Below are 17777 nucleotides of genomic sequence, written 5' to 3'. Positions count from 1 at the left end.
TTTTATTCTCTACAAATACAGCCTGTAACTTTAATGGCTCTCATATAAAGCTTATTTATACTGGAAGCTTTATTATTAAAAGTGATTGTTATTTCTTTATTTGAAAGTGTAGTTGAACTACTAAAAGTAGGTGTATCTTCATAAGGACGTAATACATTTTCACCGACTGATACAGATGTGCTTCCTAAATTCCTGAAATAGACATCTCTTAGTTCATCTAAGTTGATAACTTGATCATTTAAAATAATTTTTTCAATTAGTGTTCCTTCCAATTCCATATAACTATTTCTCTATGTAAAAAAGTAATTGAAATGTAAAATCTGTATCAAGTGGAGTATTAGACTTAGCAAATACTAGGACATCTTGGTTGCCATCAAAATCAAGTTTTTTTCTGCTATCAAAATGATTTCCATTTGTTGGTTGGAATTCCTTATATGAAACATAAGGGTGTAAGATGTCATTTCCTGAGTCTTCTAGTTTTATATTCACTGGAATATTAGGTGTGCTATCAGTAAGTAATGCACATGCAACAACTCTACCTTCTTCTAGATTTACCTTTCCACTTATATAATCACTACCAGAAGGGATTGTAAGGTTTATAACTTTGTGTTTCATGATCTTATAGTTTATAAAAGCTCATAAGAAGCCTATGAGCTTTTTTATTAAAAAATACCTGTATTATTTGTTATTTCTAATAACATCAACACCTCCGAACATTACTTCGATATAATCTAAATCTGTTCCTGTTTTAGCAGCTCCTTTAGGGAAAACTAGCTCGAAGGAAAACTCAGTTCCTCCAACTAATACAAGTGGATTTTTTAAGAATAAATAATCATCTTTAATAGAGTTTCCAGTGTATCTATTAGCTAATTCTGATAAAGGCAAATCAGCAAACTTATAATCTCCTTGACTGATTCTTAAAAATGCATTCCTAAAAGCAGCAGGTAAAGCTTTATCATATTTAAGCGCCCCCTCCATATTTGGATTAGCGTTTACGTCATAGCCTAATTTGATTCTGTCAATAATTGCAACTTTATCAAATGATAATTTGTTTTCTGAAATTGTTGACACACCCAATGTCGCCTTAGTTTCCGTATCTACAAGGTGAATTGTACCTCCAACATCGACTTGTTTCCTTACATAGTGAAAATTATCTATCACTCTAATGTTACCTGAATTAGCAGTAGCTTTAGCTTGCTGTGACAATCTACTTGCATTATGTGTTAAAAGACTGATTACAACTGCATCTGAACTTAAATCTTTCATTTTGTATTTTTTTTGATTTATTATTTTTTACTTTTTATTTATCTCCTTTTTTAAATCGGGTTAATTTTAAAACCTAATTCATTATTTACTCTTGCTTGCTCTCCCCAAGAAGAAGCATCTGGAATCATTAATGTTGGTGTGTACTTGATTTCATTTGCTGAATTCAAACCAAACATTGCATTCATTACTTTTTGACTTTGAGTAGTTGCATCTGCTGGCAAAGAAGGAGCTACAAGCTCGTTTACAGCACCAACTGTGTTTTCCAATCCAACACCCATTAAAAAACCTTTAAGAAGATTTACTCCAACCCCTTTACCCTGTAAAGCACCACCTAACGCAAAACCTCCAACTCCTAAAACCCCTTTAATTAATGGTTCTTTTAGCTCACTTGGAGCAATAGCCATTAAAGCACGTGAACCATAAGTTCCCGCAATTGTTCCCACTCCAAAAGTAGCAGCATCCTGCATACCATTCTTATTGAATTTAAATTTCATATTTCTGATTCTTATTATTTATTAATTAACCAAATAGCATAGCTCCTCCCGCTACTAATGTTCCAAGAATTGCTAATACTCCTTTATTACTCTTTTCTGTTGGTGGTGCATTCGGATCATCTACAGGACCTGTAGTTGGGTTAGTTCCATCACCTGGAACACTAATTATATTTTTGAAATTTATAGTGTCAATTTCTTTAACGGTATAGGTTCTAGTCCAACTACCACCTCTGAATTGAAAACTGATTTGCCTAGATCTTTGTACATAAGTAACATTGAAATCATTATTCAAAGCTGTGTACAAATCCTCTAAAGCTTTTTTGAATATATCATACGATGATTTTTCTCCCTTCTGAGTACAATCTTCGGTGCGTGAAATATTTGCTTCTCTATCTTTCATTCCAAAAGTTAGTTGGGCTAAAACTTCATTTATGGTTTGTTTTATTCGAGTTAAATTTTTCGATTTAACTACGTTTAAAACATCGTAAGTAGTGAAGATTTCCTTTACTTTTTCACCAGTTTGAGGCTCTGCAATTGAAGGAGGAAAAGAAGCACCCCAACAACTTAAATCAAAACCATTATCAAATACTTGTCCGAAGCCTCGATCAATAATTCGGCCTAAATCAATATTTTCAATTAATGAAAAAACACTCAATAATGAACCAATTCCATCACCTTCATCATCAGAGGTATTCCCTAGACCTAAAGGCTTAGTCAAATTAAAGTAGTGTCTATTTTGATTTACTTGAAAGAATTCTTCAGTAATAGTAATTTTTGGCTCAATTCCACGATTAATAAAATAACGAACATCCTTTTTTATTGCATTCGTGACAAGCATTGAAACGCCTCTTTCATTTAACTTTCCTAAAAAAGCGACAAAATTCTTTACAGCTGGATTAATATCTCTACCAACAACTGTTGTCGCAGCGTTCATACCATAATAGGGTAAACCGACGTCTTTTATTTCCATGTCAAATTCTTTTAATTTTGTTACTTCTGTGTTGATTGACTTGGTGGCGTCGATAATCAATTCTTGATTTTTGTATGGAACAACAACATATACGTGACTCCATCTGGTAGGGTCGGAAGGTTGGACGACTTTGCGCAACTTGTGAACTATTCCTAAGTTTGATAAGATTGAAGAAGCAAATAATGAATATGACTTACAATCTATACCGTCAAATCTCATGAAATAACTACAAGCTGGAGATTTTAATTTCTGTTCGTAACCATCGGCATCATACTGCAAATAATTATAGAGCCAAGTGTATATGTTGTTTATTGTTTCTGGAAGTGATTTTCCTTGTAATTCTTTGGCAATTTTTTCAGTTTGAGAAGCATATTTTTTAGACCATTGTTTAATAAGTTCCAATCCACCAGTTGTGGTTGTTTCTTTTAAAAAAGTAGATTGGCATGATACTTTTGGAAAGTAACTGTCATACTTTCTACTCTTGTTAATTGGTCTGTATAATAATCTATTTATTGCCTCTAAACTCATTTGTTGAATTTGAACTACGAGACAAATATGAAGCAGATTTTAAAGCACGAATTAGGATTCGAGAGGATTCAAGAGGATTCGTGAAGTTACAAGAGTTTACATGAAGATTCGTGAAGTTACAAGAGTTTACATTTCACCAACTTCTTGTACAAATAACTTAAATTCAACAGGTGTTATCGTTTTTACATACTTCACTTTATCTAAATCCATCTTTCTACATTTAGAAATTATGTCATTGATTGTTTCCCTCATAAAAACATCAGGAAGTTTATGATACAATCTAAATAGGTCTTTTTTGGTGGATACATAAGATTTTTCTTCTGATTTCATTTGGTTACTATTAAAATTGTAAAGCAACAACAGTTGTTGGTTTGTTGTTGAATTGTTGGTTATTTACTCTTTTTAATTTATTTTGTTTTTACTATTTTTAATTTATGTATCAGAGCTATGAACAACTTAATTTCGAATTTGTTGAACCAAGAAAAGTTTCTCTTTTTACTAGACTGGTTTCAGCTGGATTATCTTTAACTATAGCTTTGATTACTTTGGTAGAAATTCTTCCTGATTTCAAATACATCCATAATATTTATGATTATTATATTTACGGTTGTCTCGAACCTGAAGGAATTAACTTTTTTCCTTTTTTCTAAAACGTCGTGCTCGAAATCTTCTTCATTAGTTCTTTGAAAATCCTCCTCTGAAAACTCTGCTTGGATTATCAAATAATCTTTTACTACGTTCGTTGTCATCATTAGTAGACTCATTTTAAATAATTATTTTTGTTCTATGCCCTTATTTAAACATCTTAGCGAACAGGAGAAAAAGCAACTCTTAAAAAAGATTCAGGAGAAAACTAAGACCAATTCATCTAGAAAAAAACTTTACTATTACTATTTTGGAATTGAACAAAAACCTCCAGGTCTCTTAACGCCTCGTATTTCTGATGAAGAGATTAAAGACTTACTTTCATAACTACAGATTTAATGATAAAGGTTGATACTCTTTTCCTTCATGCATAAATTCATAAGCATAAAATATTGTGTCTGCAGTCCAACCTTTTTTTAACTCCAGTACACAAGTTTGAATTTTTGTGTAGTCAAATGTTTTTCTTGGTAAAACTGTAATTGATTTTAAACCATATCGTTTTATACTTCTCATTCTTGGATCAGAATCAGAAATTGTAAACCAAGGCATAAGCGCAATTACTGTATCAGCCATTTGCATGCACTCCCAAAGAATCATATAGCCTGCTTGCATACCTTTACCGTGAAATTTTAATGGTGCATTATCAACGATTAACGATTTTCCAGAAAATGGTGGATTCATAACAACAGCATCAAATTTTTTCTTCTCCAGTAAAAAGTAATCTTCTGGAGCTGTTACATTGTAACCTTTCAACTCTAACTCTGTTTTTATTCTACCAAGTCCTGCAGTAGGTTCTAAAACATCAACAATATCTGAAGGCAACATGTTAACCATGTACTTTGCTACATCTGTTGGTGTTTGAAAATCGTTTTTATGTTTTAATGCATTACTCACTTAACTACTCTTTTTATTTATTTTGTTTTTACTAGTTTTACTTCATGTATTCTGAAGAAAAAGAAATTCCTATTTGGGTAGGTATTACATTGTTAGTTTTAATTTTCATAATTCTTTATCTAATTCTTAATGGTAATTTTAGTTCTAACCATGGTAATGATGATGAACACTTATTCTAACCACAGTCTTATATTTTTTTGATTACATGTATTTTTGTGACATATTTTTTAACTAGTCTGGAATTGATTATTTTTACTATAAATTAACTCCCAAATTGATATGAAATACAAACAAGATTTAATTGATATTTTAAGTGAATTAAAAGAAGTAAATAATAAAAACGATGCCCAAGTTCTAGCAGCAAGTTTTATATGCGCTCTAGAGTCAAACGGATATTTTGATACCGCCTTTAGTCTATCTAAAGATTTTGTTGACGCAAAATTACAAGCATTTATATACACTTTAGGAATCCCATTAGGGAATCCAAATTCATTCCAATTACTAGAACTTGAACAAAAACTATCCTTGTGATTCATAATTTCTACAGTTTTTATAACTGACCTAAACATTAATTAAAATCAAAAAACCATTACATCTCGAACGGTTTTTATATTGGTATTCAAATCATTAAAACCTATTGTCAATTAATAATAATTTGTAATAGTTTCTTATAAATTGTTTTTAGTTTCGTGGTAAATTTTGCAACTTCTTTGATGCCCACTTAAGGCTTGTACAGTTGAAAAACCTCTTTCACAAACGCATTTATGCGCTTCTCTTTGCTTAGCTTCCGCTTCCAATTGCTCTTGCTTCGCTCGCAATCGCTCAATATTTGCTGCCTCTTCGTTGTATTTCGTAACAAAAACACTGATTAGCAAATAACCTATCAAAGCAAAAAGAGTACTGATAAATACCGACTTCAGCATCTCAAATCCGCTATTATTAAATGCATGAAGTATGATTAACATCATTATTACATCGAATAGAAATAAGACCAATGGAAACACTTTATTTTTAACGTGGATAGAAGCGACTAAAAGTCCAGCTGAAATAATAGTAGCACTAAAAACTGATGCAATACTTCTAAAAAATGGATTTGAAATACTACCCTGTAAAACCTCATAAAACATGAAGCCTATTTTAAATGCATATCCGAAAATATAACAGCAAACTAAAATTGTAACCAATCGTAAACTGGTAAGTATATTTTCCAATTGCATTGGTGTATTTTTGGCTAAGGAGTTTAAGTTTTCCATTGGTTTATTGAATAATTTGATTGCAGTTAGTACATTTAATTATGATTTCTTCGAAAATATCGAAGCAATCAACAACAACAATTGTTGGACTTGGATTTGAACAACACTTCATTTTTTTTCCTCGAATTATAAATTATCTCTAAAGCTGTTTCCTTCCCACTTGATATAGTTAAACATCTCTTGTAACCTATCTCCTATTCGTTTTCCGTAACGATTTTCAATTTCTGATGGTGTTAGATTAGTGGTTAAAAATGTAAGCGCATTTTTACTGTATCGTTCAAAAAGAATCTGCTCCATTAACTCGTATTGATTAAAAGCTAATTTTTCAAATCCCAAATCATCAATAAACAATCTCCCCTTTTGAAACTCCTTCAAATCGAATGACATGTTCTTACTTTTTGTAGCCATCATGTATGCTGAAACAAAAGACCCACAGCTTATTTTTTTAAACAGCATTCTTTTGACTCCTGTTGCTGAATAAATATCTCTTCCTACCCTTCTGATAATTTCAAAAAGCACGGTCTTCCCCACTCCACAATCACCAAATACCAATAAACCTTTTTCTAAAGATGGATTGTTTCTTACCACTTCGTACTTGTTGAAATCTTCAATACCGCAGAAATAATCGATTAACGTTCTCACAATTTTTCGGTTCTCTTCCTTGATTTCAAATGCACATCCGGTTACTTCACAAAATTCTATCTCAGGTGTATTGATAACTTCATTTGCATGTTTTACGAAATACTTCCAAAATAATTTCGTATCCGTTTTTTCAATCGTAGTTTTTTGAACTATGTCGTTTAGAGAAATATTAATCATATTTTGAATTTTTATTTGCCTCGTTTTGCCTTGCACTTTCTTCAACCAAATACGGAAGTGTGTGCAAGAGTTTCGTTTTCCAATTTTTTATCGGTTTGTTGTTACCATCTTTCCATCCATTTTGCTTCCAAGCCTCATATTTCAGTTTTAATTTTTGAACGTTTACATTTTTTGTTTGATCAAAAGCAAAATTTTTAAAATTTTCAAAAGTTGGATAAATATGTGTTTCCTTGTTTATATGTTTACTAGTTATATAGTTTACTTGTTTTATTATACTAGCATTGAGGTGGTCAGTGCTTTTGATAGTGCTTTCGTTAGTGCTTTGGTCTTGCTCTGGTAAGTGCTTCGGCATTGCTTTAGCTAATGCTTTGGTGTCTGCTTCGGGTGGTGCTATGGTATTTTTTACCAAAGCAACAATATTTGCAGTCCATTGGTTTTTACTTTCCTGATACATGATTATAAAACCAAAATTGATAATCTCGTTTAATGCTTTTTTATACGTTTTATAGGACTTAATTCCATTCGCCTCCATAGTCATATCTGTAGGTAAAGAAAACTTCTCTTTCCACCCTAATCTGTTACATCTTTCTATGGCAAAAAAGTATATGGCTGTATGTATAGGTTTTATTTTCTCAGGATTTTCAAAAGAGAAATTAAACCAGTTTCTACTTAGTTCAAATGTATTCATACTAACCCAGGTTTACCATTAATTGATTAGATAATAAATCCGCAATCTCTTTATGATACTTAATCCTTGCTAACAACTCTTCATTATTTGGATACGCTATCAATTGTAAATCAATCATTATTTTCTTAAAATCCTTTTTACTTTTATGGTAAGTAGATTTCAACCTTTGTTGAGATTGCAACAACCATTGATTTGTTTTTTTGTGGTGGAGAACAGTAGAATGAGTTAACTCTAAATATTTAGCTACTGAAGTTGCTGTAGGGAAGAAATCATTGTCTAGTAAAAGTTGAATAAACACTCGTTTGGCATTCACAAACTCCTCCTTTTGATTCTTAATTTTAATGTCAGGAATACCTGTAGCGTTAGAAACTGATTTTTCAACTATTTTAAATATTAGTGTATTCATTTTAAAGGGAAATTTTAGGCAGTTGAAACCCCTCCCATTAAAATTTATACGAAAAAAGGGAGAGGTAAATCAACTAACCAAACTGTGTCATAAATAAATCAAAATCTAATTGTTAAGTGTTACGTAATAACCCTTATTTACTTTAATCGATATTTCACCTTTTCGAAGTTGGTGATTAATTTTTTCCGTTTCTTCAAAAGGGTACAAATACTTTTTTCCTACTTTAAAAAAACTGATTAGCTGTAGATCTCTTAAAGATTGTAATATTTGTGAGTTATACGCGATTCCAATTCGCTCACAAAAAACTTTTCCTGTTACGTTAAGAGGTGTATTATTCATCTTTTGTGTTTTCGATTGTGTCATTAATTCCTAAAGTATTTTCCAATACTTCTAATTGCTTAATTCCGATACTACGGTATGAGGAAATAATTCTAGATAAAAGCTCTCGATTAGACTGATTATCTAATTTTGCATTATCACCCTTTCTAATTTGTCTTAAAAAAGATGTGCTTATGTGATGCTTTTTTGCCACTTCTTCATGACATTTTACAACATTAGCAACTGCTGTTAATTGATCTCTCAATTTTTCTACATTGTCTATTACTCTAACCATATTTCCTCATTTTCTTTTTAAATTAACAGCTACTTATATAAGTAGTTGGATCTCCATGATTTAATGTAAACTCTCGGGAGATTTCTGCTAAGTTTTTAAGCTTATTCTTCTTACGAATGTTTTTAACATGCGTTTGAACAGTAAAGATTGATCTGTTTACTTTTCTGGCGACTTCTTTTACTTCAAATCCTGCTGTGATTAATGCAGAAATGTTGAATTCTGTTTTGGTTAATTTCATCTTTCTTTTCTTTTTTCTTTTGGTTTAATTCCAAACAAAAACTAGAATAACTAATACTTGCAGACATACTAAAAGATTAGTATTTGTATTGTTTTGTTTGGAAATTGACTGTATTTATACGTTCTTTGTTTGTGTCAACGATACAAATATACAGTACAATACAATATAAGCAGTATTTTTACAGTATTTATTACGATACTTTTTATTTATGGAATTGGATAAAGCAATACATATTATCAATAGTAACGGTATAACAGCCTATGAAATCTATAAAAAGACTGGTTTAAATGAATCTGGTTTAAGAAGAGTATTGAATAAAGAAGTATCTCGACCTCAAAGAAAAACGCAAGAAGCTTTAATAAAAATTGCAGCTTATATTGAGCTAAATGGAAACTTGAATGGATTTGATTTGGCCAATAAAGATGTTATTACTACTAAACCAAAAAGCGTTCTTTCTCAAATAGATGCTGAGGACATTCTTGATTATATTATTGTGAACAAGGAAAGATTCAGAAATGAGCCAAAAGTTGATGCAGTAGTTGCTCTATTCTCTAACTTCGAACAGCAAAGAGTTTTACAAGAAGCTTATGATAAAGCTGCCGAAGTTAATAAGCTTATTGAAGAGTTGAAGAAGAAGAATGGGGTTTAATTTTTTTTTATTTTCTAAAAACGTTTAACTCTTTATCATTTAATACTGATTTCCAATTTATATGTTTTCCAATCTTCTCTAGGTAATTAGTATAAAAAAATCTTCTTTTGAATAAAGGTTTTCTTTTTAGCATTTTTATTCTTTTTAAAATGAGATTTAGAATTTCTTCATTAGATAGATTATTTCTAATATTTATTTGATCTACTTCACCAAACCAATTGAACTGTTTTTTAGGAAGTCCTCTTCTAAATACTTTTTTAATATTGCGTGAATGCGGATGACAAGCATACCAATAATCAATCCTTATTTGACTCCCAATACAATAAAGCTCGAGATAACCTATTATTTCATTATACTTAAAAGGATATAATTCAATAGAAACCAAATCATTAAATACTCTATTATAAACATCTTCACCAAATACCTTATTCCCTTTTGCAAACTCTTTTAACTCATCAATTATTTTTTCATTTTCTGAGTCAATTTCTGAATCAGTTAATCTGTAAATAGGTATATCAAAAAAGACATATTTTTCATCCATAATGATTAGATATTAAATTTACAAGTTTAACAATCTTTGAACATCAAGATCTTTTATTTCTTTATCTGATATTACAATAGGCATAAAAGGCATAATTCCTCTTCCTTCAAGCTTATATACTTGTTCTTTAAATAAATTAACTAAGTAGTTACTTGTAATCCCTTCCTTAAAAACTACAATTAAATATGTATTTATAGCTCTATTATCAAAATAGGAATTTAACTGATTATAAATATCAGATAAATTAAAAAAACTCTCGTAGACCGGTAATTTATCGAGATTTTTCTGAAGATAAGTAATTTCAACTACGGCATCGTTAAACTTCTCAGGATTGATTGATTTTAAATAAATATCAATTTTAACACCATAATCCAACAACACATTTGAGATTACATCAAATTTTCGAGATTTAATGTTAGAAAATTTATCAAAAATAATTTTTTCAACATTAATCAAATTATTAGCCATTTCACCTATATATTCTTCCTCAGGTTCATTTGTAATATTATAATCATTTGATTTATTTTCTTTTACATCATATTGCATTCCTTTTTTGACTTCATCAACTGCCTTTTCTTTAACTTCTTCAGGTGATAGTTGCTTAAACTCCAATTCTTCTTTAGCAACTTTAATATTATCCGATTTATCAATCTTTCTCTGTTTCTCTTTCCATTTCACAATTCCTCTTCCAGTAATAATAGAACCAACTAGAAAGAGAAATCCTGAAATCCATGGTAAAGTTTTGATAATAATTGTTCCAAAAACAATTTTATCATCTACTAAATCCTTACTATCAGGAATTAGTGAATTATACTCTGCTCTTGATATTAATAGACCAATATCTTGCTTCATAAATAGCCATGGTATTAAAAAAGCTGATGCAATTATTAATAATCCAACTGAAGTTTGAAACTTATATAAATCAGAAAATTCTACTTTGTTGAACATGCTATCTACTCTTTTTTAATTTCATTCAAAAGGTTGTAAAACGTAGATTCTTTATTAACTATTGCTGCATCCAAACTTTTGTTAATTTCCTCTTTACTATCTCCTTGTATCGGACGTATCAATTGACTTAAACCTCTCGGAACATAAAGCTTATAATTTGCTTTATTAATTGAATCGTTACCCATACTTGCAACAATCCAGTCAGTTTTAAAGCTATAATATTCTTTTAGAGAATCTAAAATAGCAGAAGCCTTTAAATAATTTTCAGATGTTTTATCAATATCTTTAAAATCCAGTGATTGAAAATCATCTGAGACTGTTTTTAACTTATATTCTATATTACTTATGGAAATAACGTTATCAATCCAATCTGTAGGGCCCAGCCATGTTTGCTTTATCACTTTTAATCGAAAAATTAACTTTTTAGGGTTATCATCGTACTTCTCAACAATTTGGTTTATCAACTTTGTTCTATCTAAAGATATACCGTTATCAGATTTAGGTTTATTAATAGTTGCATACAAAACAATTCCTCCGAAGATAGTAACGAAAACATTTATGAAAGGTAAAGTTTGATTATGGTTAAAAAGTTGCTTTAAAAAAGAAAACACAATTTATTTTTTAGTTTGGCTTCGAATCTAAACTAATTTTAATTTATAAAAACAGGAAAAACACCTTTTAATTTTAAAGTTACGTAAATTGATTGCGTAGTACTGAATTAAATTTGTCAAAAAAACATGAAACTAATTCAAGAGAGTGTATTTATATCAGAGATTTTATTTCAATCAAATCAAGTCCTATATGCAATGGATCGTATAAATGAATGCGCTGATAATTCTGATCATATGGGTATATGGTCTTCAATTCAATCTTTTTTAATCTCAACCAGTAATATTTCTAAAATATTTTGGCCTAAAAAGAAATATGAAAATCGAGGTAATCATTTAAGAAACCTTCTTCAAATCCCTGACAATTGTGATCTAAAAAGTAGAAAATTCAGGAATAAGCTAGAACATTATGATGATTTTATTAGTGAATATTTCGAGGATTTAACAAGTTACCATTACGTGGATTTAGTAATGAACCCGTCTTTAAGTTCAACTTCGTTAAGTCTTTGCCATAGAGGTTACAACACTTTTAATAATACTCTAATTCTTAAAGGAGAAATACTCGATTTAAATAAAATCCTAGAAAAAGTAATCTTAATAAGAAATAAATGTCTAAAGATACAATCATTTTAATCTCCAAAATATTTTTAAATCTCAGATTTTTTTGACCTAACTTTCTTAAGGATTATATCTAAATTCTCCTTTAAGATTATGGTTTTTAACTCTTCTTCAATTATAGATGATTGAATTTGCTCATCGGAAAGGGTTTCTTTTTCAATAGTTACATCAAGAGATTTTATAAAGTTGGAAACTTTACTTTTAAGTTTAAACAGTAGTGTTTCTAGAAATAAATAAGCGCTACTTTTAGTTAACATTACACAATAGAATTTTAGCCTATCAAAAAATTAATAGATTTTATAGGTTACATAATGTAGAGGATTATAGCTTTTAAAGTGGCTCTTCAACTATTTTAGCCATTTCTTCCTTTTTATTCTCATCTGCATAGCGTAAACTATACAACGATACTCTGAATAATTTATTTCTTAGCTTTTGAATTAATTTATTCTCTTGTTTATGGATTATATAAACTGCTAATCCAACAAAATAGGTAGACAGTAAAGTACATAAATAATATACATACTTAGGATAATCTTGAATAGTTTTAAAAATCCAGAAAAATTGGAAAAAACAGAACATCATTACAACATAATGAATAACTCGAATTCCTATATTTTTTTCCTCAACTTTATAACTCCTGATTAGATTGTACAGCACATAAAAAAATATTGCAATTACAGGAAACAAGGCCGTTGCAAATAACTGCAAGGACTTAAACCCAAAAACTCTTTCCTTTTCTTGTATTTCCTTAAATTCAGAAAATTTTTTGTCGGTATTTTTCTTTTCTATTGAGTATTTTGAATACAGGTCAAAGTTGTTTGTTTTGACATAACTTTTAAGTTCATTTAAGGCATCAGTTCTCTTGGCTTTAGCTTCTTTATGCTCTTGAATTTTACCAAGATACTCTTCGCTAAAGTTAGGAATAAACTCAAAACAATAAAATAGACTAGCAATTACAGTTGCTATTAATAAATCTTTAAAGAAAAGTTTTTTGTTACTCTTCGCCGTTATCAGGCTCCTCTCCTCCGTTATTATTTGGGTTGGTAATATCGTCTTTGTTGGTCCCGAATTCGTCTGTTTGAACAATCGTGTTTTCATTGGTTACAATTTCTTCGTTTTCAGTACAAGAAATAAAACCTAAAACCGCTACTAAGGCTATAACTTTAAATAAGTTTTTCATTATAATGTGATTTAAAATAAACCACTAAAGGTACAATATTTAAAGAATGGTTTTTATGCTTTACTTTTTGAGTTTATGTTTTTGTTTATAGGTAAGTTTTGCCAACTGAATGTTAGTTTTCACTCCTAATTTCTCTCGTATTCTTTGAAACATTTTTCGTAATGTTCCTGGTTCAATATCCATTTCTGAACATATTTCTTGATTTGATAGATTTTCCATCATCATTGAAAGTGCTTCAGATTCTCGTTCAGCGAGTAAATCGATTACACTTACAATATCTCCTGAGTTTTCTTGCACTAAAATTCCGTTTTCTAAAACCTTATCCGAAACATACTTTTTTCCATTAGCTACTTTTCGAATTGCTTCATAAATACAATGGTGGATTTCGGTTTTATCAATAAATCCTAATGCTCCCAAGAGAAATGCTTCTTGTATATGATTATAATGATAGTAACCTGATACAATTATTACTCTCGGCATATTGTCTTTCCCATATATTTTTTTGAGGACTTCTATACCATCCATGTCAGGCATGGACAAATCAAGAAAGACAATATCACAGAAATTATTTTCTAAAAAATCAATGAAATCTTGTCCAGTAATAGAGGTTCCAACAACCTCATGACCTTCTTGCTTTAGCATCGCCTCATACGAGGCAAATATTATATCATGGTCATCAACTAAATAAATTTTCATTTTCTTTTCTTTTTAGCTTATAAAAATCAATAAGCCGTAAATTTTAAATCACGAAACAAATATATCGGTAAGAAATAACCTAATTTGTACACGAAACCCTGAAATTTTAAATTTGCATATCCCTATTTTGTAGTATAACTAGATATAAAGCATATTAAGAAGTAAATTCTAGCGACAAATCATTTGATTAAGAAAAAAAACTTTTTAGTTAAAAAACAGGTAAAAAAGTGAACAAATAATGAACAAATTAAGAAGAACTAAAAGATAAAATACTGATTTACTAAAATTTAAATAAACATAAATGATATTAATCAGGTTTACCACTCGATGGAGATGTAATCGAAAAAAACATAGTATCTACAAGACAAACCCGCTAGTTAACTAGCGGGTTTATTTATTTACAATCGTTTATTTTTATTTGTGTTTGAATTAAAAGAGAACAAATAAAGAACAAATGGTTTTTAGGTTTCAACTTAATATTTACGTTTTTTAATTGTTGCTAACGGAAAAGTATAAGTGCAGTGCGGGGTTAAAATGCCTATATTTCTAACTTTACTGATATATTCGTTTTTATTCACTTACTTTGATTTTATAACTTTCTCCCGCATTAAACTTATACCGTGTTAGACATAGTTCTTATTTCCATATTTGTTTTGAAAATTCTTTTAAAAAATCATCAGTTAAATATTCAGATTGACATTCAAGCTTACTGTTACTCCCAGTTTTTGCTTGTATTTGAGCTTTAATATTTTTTAATACCTTTTTTCCATGAAATAGAGTTTCTTCGTGCGTATTATAATATTCAGGTATTTTATCCATTAGGAAAGAATTTTTATTTGCATGTTTTTCACCATATTCATTTTTCTTCATGGCTTCTATTGCGTATTCTTTATTATCTTTGATTGCTAGTTTTCTAATGTTATCGATATCTTCTTCTGAAAGTTCAGGATGACAATGTTTAATGTGACGAATGTTTGTAAAATAAGACTCTATATCAGTTCCTTTAGTTATAAATATTTCCAGACCTTTTTTATTATACTTTCTTTTCTCTTCTTCTATATCTCTTGGATTCATATAATCTTTATCTCGATGAATCAATATTGGTGGACAAGTATCGATAAATTTATCTTTTAAATAACTATGAAGAACTTCAGCAGAATTAATTTTTGAACAACCATTATAAGACTGAATTTCATACTCATCAGGTTTAAAACCATTTGCTAAAAGTAAAATTTCAACAAGGCCTTGTTTTTTATCTTCTGTTAGTACTATACATTTTTTGGAATCAGTAAATTGTGATTTAACTTTTTCTAATTCTTCCTTTTCTATCTTTAAAGTTTCAATTTCATTGTTAATGTCTTTCCAGTACTTGGACAACTCTATCAATGGAAGAAGTTTCATTTCCTTTTCCAGTTGAATGCTATTATTATAATCTATCAATCGAATTGTGGAACTTTCATCTTTTGATTTATTAACAAAAAAAGTTGATACTCTTTCACTTGTAGTATTACCTAGTGTGTAAAATATTGGAGAATGGGTAGATATAAAAATCTGAACACCTTCATCGTATTTCGCAAAATTTTCATCTTGAAAATAAATTCTATCCAAATATTCAATAAACTGGTCTGCAAGTTTTTTAGCTGAGTCAAATTCTAAATTATTTTCAGGCTCTTCAAAACCCCATATTGTATTTGCTATGGGTTCACGCTTTCTTTCCTCTCTGAGTTCTGCTTCCGCCATATTTTGGAGAATAACTGGAATATGTCTGACCTTAATTCCATCTCCTCTTTGGTTTAGCATTATTTTCCCATCTGTGGAACCAAACTCAAGAGTATTAAACAAATCCCTAAAGGTTCCTTTGAACTGTAAAATACTTTCAAGGTTAAGTCGTTCACTAATTTGACGACTAATTTGAGCAGTTTTACTTCCAATTTGTTTGTTAAATTCTATCTCTAAAGAATTTGTATCTTTTTGAAGAACATCATATAAATCAAACATCAATTGATTAAAGTATTCTTGACTTTTTATTGCCGGAACATATTTGAACCTAAGTTTTTTAAGCCACTTATAGTATGAACTCTTATAATTACTTGTGAATTCTTTACCATTAACATAGACTATATTTTCAATTGGTAATGTAGAATGTTCTCTCCATATTTTAGTCCATATTACATCTCCTTCATTTTTAAAATATTGCTTTTTAGGAGGCGATATTACTAGTTCAACCTCAATTCTATTTTCTTCTCTTCTAATACCATGTCTTTGATTAGAAAAATTTTTCCAAAATTCAAATTCAATTCCAGGCTAACTCTCATTGTTAAAAAATAAATTTAATGCACGCAAATAATTTGATTTACCTGCATCATTACTTCCAACAATAATATTCAAATCTTTTGTTGGAAGATATTTTATATTTCCCCTTGTTGTATTAAGAATTGAGCGGAAATATTTTATTCTAATACTTTTAATTATTTGCATTTTTTAATTTTAATTATGCTCAACTGTTCCAACATCATCAATTAACTCATTATCCAATATGTTTATCGGATAACAAGAACAATGTTATTATTTTTAAGAAGTGATCTTTAGTGAAATATTTTTCGGGGTATGTCTCAAATATATTGATAATTGTTTTAAATACAAATTATTTTACTAGCTGGTTATCAAATTAGTTGAAGCCTTGCTATTCGTGATAAGTTCTTTCGATTAATACTCTGATTATAGAATTCCCCGTAAAATAATTTTTGAGGGTATTTAAAATTAAAACAAGTCATAAAAATTATATTTGTCCAAATTCAATAAGCTATTCATTAAACCTAATGCACAAATCAACCATAACAATAGTATTTATTATGTTTTCATTTTTTTCTAGAGGTCAATCTGACCTGAAAACTAAGTTCTCAGAAGCCAACTCTGAGATGAATTTAAGAAATATGTATCAGAGAATAATCTGGGATATGCAACCGACAAACCGATATTCTTTTGATCAAACAAAGGGAGAAGTAACATATTTTATAACCGATAAAGATTTAGAAGTAATTGCAATACCTAAAGTTTTAGGAACTTTTAATCTAAACGACAAGACCTTTTTATGGGCCGACAAGAACTCCTCAATCAACAAATTATTAAGTGGCAAAATAGATACTTTTAGAAATAGTCTACCAAAAAAATATCATAAGAATAAGTTTAAATCTTCTATTGAATTGAATGAAAATTTATTGGCTCTTTTTAGTTATGAGTTAAATGCAAACGGATATGATTATCAACGTCAAGATGATGTAATTATATACTATTCACTTTTAGACATAAAAATATTCAAAGACGGTGATCAAATACAATTTCTAGAACCAAAAAAACACACTATTGAACAAGAAATTTCTGAAAACACAGCGTTAATAAAAAAATTTCACAAAGAAAAATTGGAAATTAACAAAGAGTTTAATGAACAAAAAATAGGTTATAAAAAAGCTTTTGAAAAAATTGAAAAGACTCATCTGAAATATTGGTTAAATGAAGACCCTTATTTTTTTCCTTCACTCGAATGGCCTTGTGATTTTGACGAAAAATCGATAACTGAATGGAAAGAATTTAAAATTGATGATAATAGGCTCTTTGTAATGTACTCTAGTGATGAAGGATATAACATTGTATCGCATGCGTATGAAATTGATATAAATGCCAAAGGAGATAAAAGAATAATAAACGAATATTAAAAAAGCACCA

General features: G+C 29.4%; 28 protein-coding genes. 5 read left to right on the top strand and 23 right to left on the bottom strand.

The annotated features are described in order from the left end of the window. Positions 1–2: 2 nt before the first annotated feature. The 7 genes from ACOSP6_RS10980 to ACOSP6_RS10950 all read right to left on the bottom strand — a co-directional run bounded on the left by ACOSP6_RS10980 (position 3) and on the right by ACOSP6_RS10950 (position 4010). Positions 3–278: a hypothetical protein gene (locus ACOSP6_RS10980; RefSeq protein WP_422093371.1), complete on the bottom strand. Its 276-nt coding sequence runs from the start codon at positions 276–278 to the stop codon at positions 3–5. Between the two features lie 4 nt (positions 279–282). Beyond that, positions 283–615, bottom strand: coding sequence for a hypothetical protein (locus tag ACOSP6_RS10975; RefSeq protein WP_422093372.1), 333 nt, complete (start codon positions 613–615; stop codon positions 283–285). Positions 616–678: 63 nt separating this feature from the next. Continuing rightward, complete coding sequence (locus ACOSP6_RS10970) at positions 679–1266, bottom strand: hypothetical protein (RefSeq protein WP_422093373.1); 588 nt, start codon at positions 1264–1266, stop codon at positions 679–681. A 50-nt stretch (positions 1267–1316) separates the two neighbouring features. Beyond that, positions 1317–1760, bottom strand: coding sequence for a hypothetical protein (locus tag ACOSP6_RS10965; RefSeq protein ID WP_422093374.1), 444 nt, complete (start codon positions 1758–1760; stop codon positions 1317–1319). 25 nt (positions 1761–1785) lie between these two features. Further along, on the bottom strand, positions 1786–3258 hold the full coding sequence (locus tag ACOSP6_RS10960; protein WP_422093376.1) for a transglutaminase-like domain-containing protein: 1473 nt from the start codon (positions 3256–3258) through the stop codon (positions 1786–1788). Positions 3259–3384: 126 nt separating this feature from the next. After that, a complete protein-coding gene (locus ACOSP6_RS10955; RefSeq protein WP_422093377.1) occupies positions 3385–3588 on the bottom strand; it encodes a hypothetical protein in 204 nt (67 codons plus the stop codon). A gap of 194 nt (positions 3589–3782) precedes the next feature. After that, the gene (locus tag ACOSP6_RS10950; protein WP_422093378.1) at positions 3783–4010 is read right to left on the bottom strand and encodes a hypothetical protein; all 228 of its coding nucleotides are present in this window, start codon (positions 4008–4010) and stop codon (positions 3783–3785) included. Positions 4011–4044: 34 nt separating this feature from the next. Here ACOSP6_RS10950 and ACOSP6_RS10945 point away from each other — a divergent pair, with 34 nt between their 5' ends. Then, positions 4045–4230, top strand: coding sequence for a hypothetical protein (locus ACOSP6_RS10945; RefSeq protein ID WP_422093379.1), 186 nt, complete (start codon positions 4045–4047; stop codon positions 4228–4230). On the opposite strand, the gene ACOSP6_RS10940 is transcribed toward ACOSP6_RS10945, so the two are convergent. Next, a complete protein-coding gene (locus ACOSP6_RS10940) occupies positions 4231–4797 on the bottom strand; it encodes a hypothetical protein (RefSeq protein WP_422093380.1) in 567 nt (188 codons plus the stop codon). Positions 4798–5076: 279 nt separating this feature from the next. On the opposite strand from ACOSP6_RS10940, the gene ACOSP6_RS10935 reads away from it, so the two are divergent. Beyond that, positions 5077–5328: a hypothetical protein gene (locus ACOSP6_RS10935; protein WP_422093381.1), complete on the top strand. Its 252-nt coding sequence runs from the start codon at positions 5077–5079 to the stop codon at positions 5326–5328. Between the two features lie 137 nt (positions 5329–5465). On the opposite strand, the gene ACOSP6_RS10930 is transcribed toward ACOSP6_RS10935, so the two are convergent. From ACOSP6_RS10930 to ACOSP6_RS10900, 7 genes are all read right to left on the bottom strand, one after another. After that, entirely contained in the window at positions 5466–6050 is a 585-nt protein-coding gene (locus ACOSP6_RS10930) for a hypothetical protein (RefSeq protein ID WP_422093382.1), read from the bottom strand. A gap of 126 nt (positions 6051–6176) precedes the next feature. Continuing rightward, entirely contained in the window at positions 6177–6869 is a 693-nt protein-coding gene (locus tag ACOSP6_RS10925) for a hypothetical protein (protein WP_422093383.1), read from the bottom strand. Further along, positions 6862–7557, bottom strand: coding sequence for a hypothetical protein (locus ACOSP6_RS10920; RefSeq protein WP_422093384.1), 696 nt, complete (start codon positions 7555–7557; stop codon positions 6862–6864). The genes ACOSP6_RS10925 and ACOSP6_RS10920 overlap by 8 nt, the downstream gene beginning before the upstream one ends. Position 7558: 1 nt before the next feature. Next, on the bottom strand, positions 7559–7963 hold the full coding sequence (locus ACOSP6_RS10915; protein ID WP_422093385.1) for a hypothetical protein: 405 nt from the start codon (positions 7961–7963) through the stop codon (positions 7559–7561). A 105-nt stretch (positions 7964–8068) separates the two neighbouring features. After that, entirely contained in the window at positions 8069–8302 is a 234-nt protein-coding gene (locus tag ACOSP6_RS10910) for a hypothetical protein (RefSeq protein WP_422093386.1), read from the bottom strand. Beyond that, the gene (locus ACOSP6_RS10905; RefSeq protein WP_422093387.1) at positions 8295–8576 is read right to left on the bottom strand and encodes a hypothetical protein; all 282 of its coding nucleotides are present in this window, start codon (positions 8574–8576) and stop codon (positions 8295–8297) included. Before ACOSP6_RS10905 ends, ACOSP6_RS10910 begins: the two co-directional genes overlap by 8 nt. A gap of 22 nt (positions 8577–8598) precedes the next feature. Beyond that, positions 8599–8814, bottom strand: coding sequence for a helix-turn-helix transcriptional regulator (locus ACOSP6_RS10900; RefSeq protein ID WP_422093388.1), 216 nt, complete (start codon positions 8812–8814; stop codon positions 8599–8601). A gap of 208 nt (positions 8815–9022) precedes the next feature. Here ACOSP6_RS10900 and ACOSP6_RS10895 point away from each other — a divergent pair, with 208 nt between their 5' ends. Continuing rightward, positions 9023–9463: a hypothetical protein gene (locus ACOSP6_RS10895; RefSeq protein WP_422093389.1), complete on the top strand. Its 441-nt coding sequence runs from the start codon at positions 9023–9025 to the stop codon at positions 9461–9463. A 7-nt stretch (positions 9464–9470) separates the two neighbouring features. On the opposite strand, the gene ACOSP6_RS10890 is transcribed toward ACOSP6_RS10895, so the two are convergent. From ACOSP6_RS10890 to ACOSP6_RS10880, 3 genes are read right to left on the bottom strand one after another with little or no spacing between them, the layout of a single operon-like run. Further along, positions 9471–10004: a hypothetical protein gene (locus ACOSP6_RS10890; protein WP_422093390.1), complete on the bottom strand. Its 534-nt coding sequence runs from the start codon at positions 10002–10004 to the stop codon at positions 9471–9473. 18 nt (positions 10005–10022) lie between these two features. Beyond that, the gene (locus ACOSP6_RS10885; RefSeq protein ID WP_422093391.1) at positions 10023–10952 is read right to left on the bottom strand and encodes a hypothetical protein; all 930 of its coding nucleotides are present in this window, start codon (positions 10950–10952) and stop codon (positions 10023–10025) included. Positions 10953–10957: 5 nt separating this feature from the next. Beyond that, the gene (locus tag ACOSP6_RS10880) at positions 10958–11563 is read right to left on the bottom strand and encodes a hypothetical protein (protein ID WP_422093392.1); all 606 of its coding nucleotides are present in this window, start codon (positions 11561–11563) and stop codon (positions 10958–10960) included. Between the two features lie 126 nt (positions 11564–11689). Here ACOSP6_RS10880 and ACOSP6_RS10875 point away from each other — a divergent pair, with 126 nt between their 5' ends. Beyond that, complete coding sequence (locus ACOSP6_RS10875; protein WP_422095720.1) at positions 11690–12193, top strand: hypothetical protein; 504 nt, start codon at positions 11690–11692, stop codon at positions 12191–12193. Positions 12194–12207: 14 nt separating this feature from the next. Here the strand turns inward: ACOSP6_RS10875 and ACOSP6_RS10870 are convergent, their stop codons facing one another. From ACOSP6_RS10870 to ACOSP6_RS10850, 5 genes are all read right to left on the bottom strand, one after another. After that, a complete protein-coding gene (locus ACOSP6_RS10870) occupies positions 12208–12435 on the bottom strand; it encodes a hypothetical protein (protein WP_422093394.1) in 228 nt (75 codons plus the stop codon). A gap of 73 nt (positions 12436–12508) precedes the next feature. Further along, positions 12509–13276: a hypothetical protein gene (locus ACOSP6_RS10865; RefSeq protein ID WP_422093395.1), complete on the bottom strand. Its 768-nt coding sequence runs from the start codon at positions 13274–13276 to the stop codon at positions 12509–12511. Positions 13277–13418: 142 nt separating this feature from the next. Continuing rightward, a complete protein-coding gene (locus tag ACOSP6_RS10860) occupies positions 13419–14054 on the bottom strand; it encodes a response regulator (protein WP_422093396.1) in 636 nt (211 codons plus the stop codon). Between the two features lie 636 nt (positions 14055–14690). Beyond that, positions 14691–16052, bottom strand: coding sequence for a hypothetical protein (locus tag ACOSP6_RS10855; RefSeq protein WP_422093397.1), 1362 nt, complete (start codon positions 16050–16052; stop codon positions 14691–14693). Positions 16053–16358: 306 nt separating this feature from the next. Then, positions 16359–16532: an AAA family ATPase gene (locus tag ACOSP6_RS10850; RefSeq protein ID WP_422093398.1), complete on the bottom strand. Its 174-nt coding sequence runs from the start codon at positions 16530–16532 to the stop codon at positions 16359–16361. Between the two features lie 374 nt (positions 16533–16906). Here ACOSP6_RS10850 and ACOSP6_RS10845 point away from each other — a divergent pair, with 374 nt between their 5' ends. Beyond that, positions 16907–17767: a DUF6882 domain-containing protein gene (locus ACOSP6_RS10845; RefSeq protein WP_422093399.1), complete on the top strand. Its 861-nt coding sequence runs from the start codon at positions 16907–16909 to the stop codon at positions 17765–17767. Positions 17768–17777: the final 10 nt, after the last annotated feature.

The sequence above is a fragment of the Tenacibaculum sp. MEBiC06402 genome (assembly GCF_049239625.1).
Lineage (GTDB): Bacteria > Bacteroidota > Bacteroidia > Flavobacteriales > Flavobacteriaceae > Polaribacter.
The sequence above is the reverse complement of the archived record's forward strand: the minus strand, read 5'-3'. Positions and strand labels throughout refer to the sequence as shown.

What these genes read in the sequence shown, in the direction of transcription:
- ACOSP6_RS10925 (WP_422093383.1), bottom strand. Translation starts at nt 6,869, where the DNA reads ATGATTAATATTTCTCTAAACGACATAGTTCAAAAAACTACGATTGAA.
- ACOSP6_RS10860 (WP_422093396.1), bottom strand. Translation starts at nt 14,054, where the DNA reads ATGAAAATTTATTTAGTTGATGACCATGATATAATATTTGCCTCGTAT.
- ACOSP6_RS10900 (WP_422093388.1), bottom strand. Translation starts at nt 8,814, where the DNA reads ATGAAATTAACCAAAACAGAATTCAACATTTCTGCATTAATCACAGCA.
- ACOSP6_RS10975 (WP_422093372.1), bottom strand. Translation starts at nt 615, where the DNA reads ATGAAACACAAAGTTATAAACCTTACAATCCCTTCTGGTAGTGATTAT.
- ACOSP6_RS10875 (WP_422095720.1), top strand. Translation starts at nt 11,690, where the DNA reads ATGAAACTAATTCAAGAGAGTGTATTTATATCAGAGATTTTATTTCAA.
- ACOSP6_RS10950 (WP_422093378.1), bottom strand. Translation starts at nt 4,010, where the DNA reads ATGATGACAACGAACGTAGTAAAAGATTATTTGATAATCCAAGCAGAG.
- ACOSP6_RS10980 (WP_422093371.1), bottom strand. Translation starts at nt 278, where the DNA reads ATGGAATTGGAAGGAACACTAATTGAAAAAATTATTTTAAATGATCAA.
- ACOSP6_RS10865 (WP_422093395.1), bottom strand. Translation starts at nt 13,276, where the DNA reads ATGAAAACACGATTGTTCAAACAGACGAATTCGGGACCAACAAAGACG.
- ACOSP6_RS10905 (WP_422093387.1), bottom strand. Translation starts at nt 8,576, where the DNA reads ATGGTTAGAGTAATAGACAATGTAGAAAAATTGAGAGATCAATTAACA.
- ACOSP6_RS10960 (WP_422093376.1), bottom strand. Translation starts at nt 3,258, where the DNA reads ATGAGTTTAGAGGCAATAAATAGATTATTATACAGACCAATTAACAAG.
- ACOSP6_RS10915 (WP_422093385.1), bottom strand. Translation starts at nt 7,963, where the DNA reads ATGAATACACTAATATTTAAAATAGTTGAAAAATCAGTTTCTAACGCT.
- ACOSP6_RS10845 (WP_422093399.1), top strand. Translation starts at nt 16,907, where the DNA reads ATGTTTTCATTTTTTTCTAGAGGTCAATCTGACCTGAAAACTAAGTTC.
- ACOSP6_RS10890 (WP_422093390.1), bottom strand. Translation starts at nt 10,004, where the DNA reads ATGGATGAAAAATATGTCTTTTTTGATATACCTATTTACAGATTAACT.
- ACOSP6_RS10855 (WP_422093397.1), bottom strand. Translation starts at nt 16,052, where the DNA reads ATGTTTGATTTATATGATGTTCTTCAAAAAGATACAAATTCTTTAGAG.
- ACOSP6_RS10935 (WP_422093381.1), top strand. Translation starts at nt 5,077, where the DNA reads ATGAAATACAAACAAGATTTAATTGATATTTTAAGTGAATTAAAAGAA.
- ACOSP6_RS10870 (WP_422093394.1), bottom strand. Translation starts at nt 12,435, where the DNA reads ATGTTAACTAAAAGTAGCGCTTATTTATTTCTAGAAACACTACTGTTT.
- ACOSP6_RS10850 (WP_422093398.1), bottom strand. Translation starts at nt 16,532, where the DNA reads ATGCAAATAATTAAAAGTATTAGAATAAAATATTTCCGCTCAATTCTT.
- ACOSP6_RS10920 (WP_422093384.1), bottom strand. Translation starts at nt 7,557, where the DNA reads ATGAATACATTTGAACTAAGTAGAAACTGGTTTAATTTCTCTTTTGAA.
- ACOSP6_RS10930 (WP_422093382.1), bottom strand. Translation starts at nt 6,050, where the DNA reads ATGGAAAACTTAAACTCCTTAGCCAAAAATACACCAATGCAATTGGAA.
- ACOSP6_RS10965 (WP_422093374.1), bottom strand. Translation starts at nt 1,760, where the DNA reads ATGAAATTTAAATTCAATAAGAATGGTATGCAGGATGCTGCTACTTTT.
- ACOSP6_RS10945 (WP_422093379.1), top strand. Translation starts at nt 4,045, where the DNA reads ATGCCCTTATTTAAACATCTTAGCGAACAGGAGAAAAAGCAACTCTTA.
- ACOSP6_RS10910 (WP_422093386.1), bottom strand. Translation starts at nt 8,302, where the DNA reads ATGAATAATACACCTCTTAACGTAACAGGAAAAGTTTTTTGTGAGCGA.
- ACOSP6_RS10885 (WP_422093391.1), bottom strand. Translation starts at nt 10,952, where the DNA reads ATGTTCAACAAAGTAGAATTTTCTGATTTATATAAGTTTCAAACTTCA.
- ACOSP6_RS10970 (WP_422093373.1), bottom strand. Translation starts at nt 1,266, where the DNA reads ATGAAAGATTTAAGTTCAGATGCAGTTGTAATCAGTCTTTTAACACAT.
- ACOSP6_RS10895 (WP_422093389.1), top strand. Translation starts at nt 9,023, where the DNA reads ATGGAATTGGATAAAGCAATACATATTATCAATAGTAACGGTATAACA.
- ACOSP6_RS10955 (WP_422093377.1), bottom strand. Translation starts at nt 3,588, where the DNA reads ATGAAATCAGAAGAAAAATCTTATGTATCCACCAAAAAAGACCTATTT.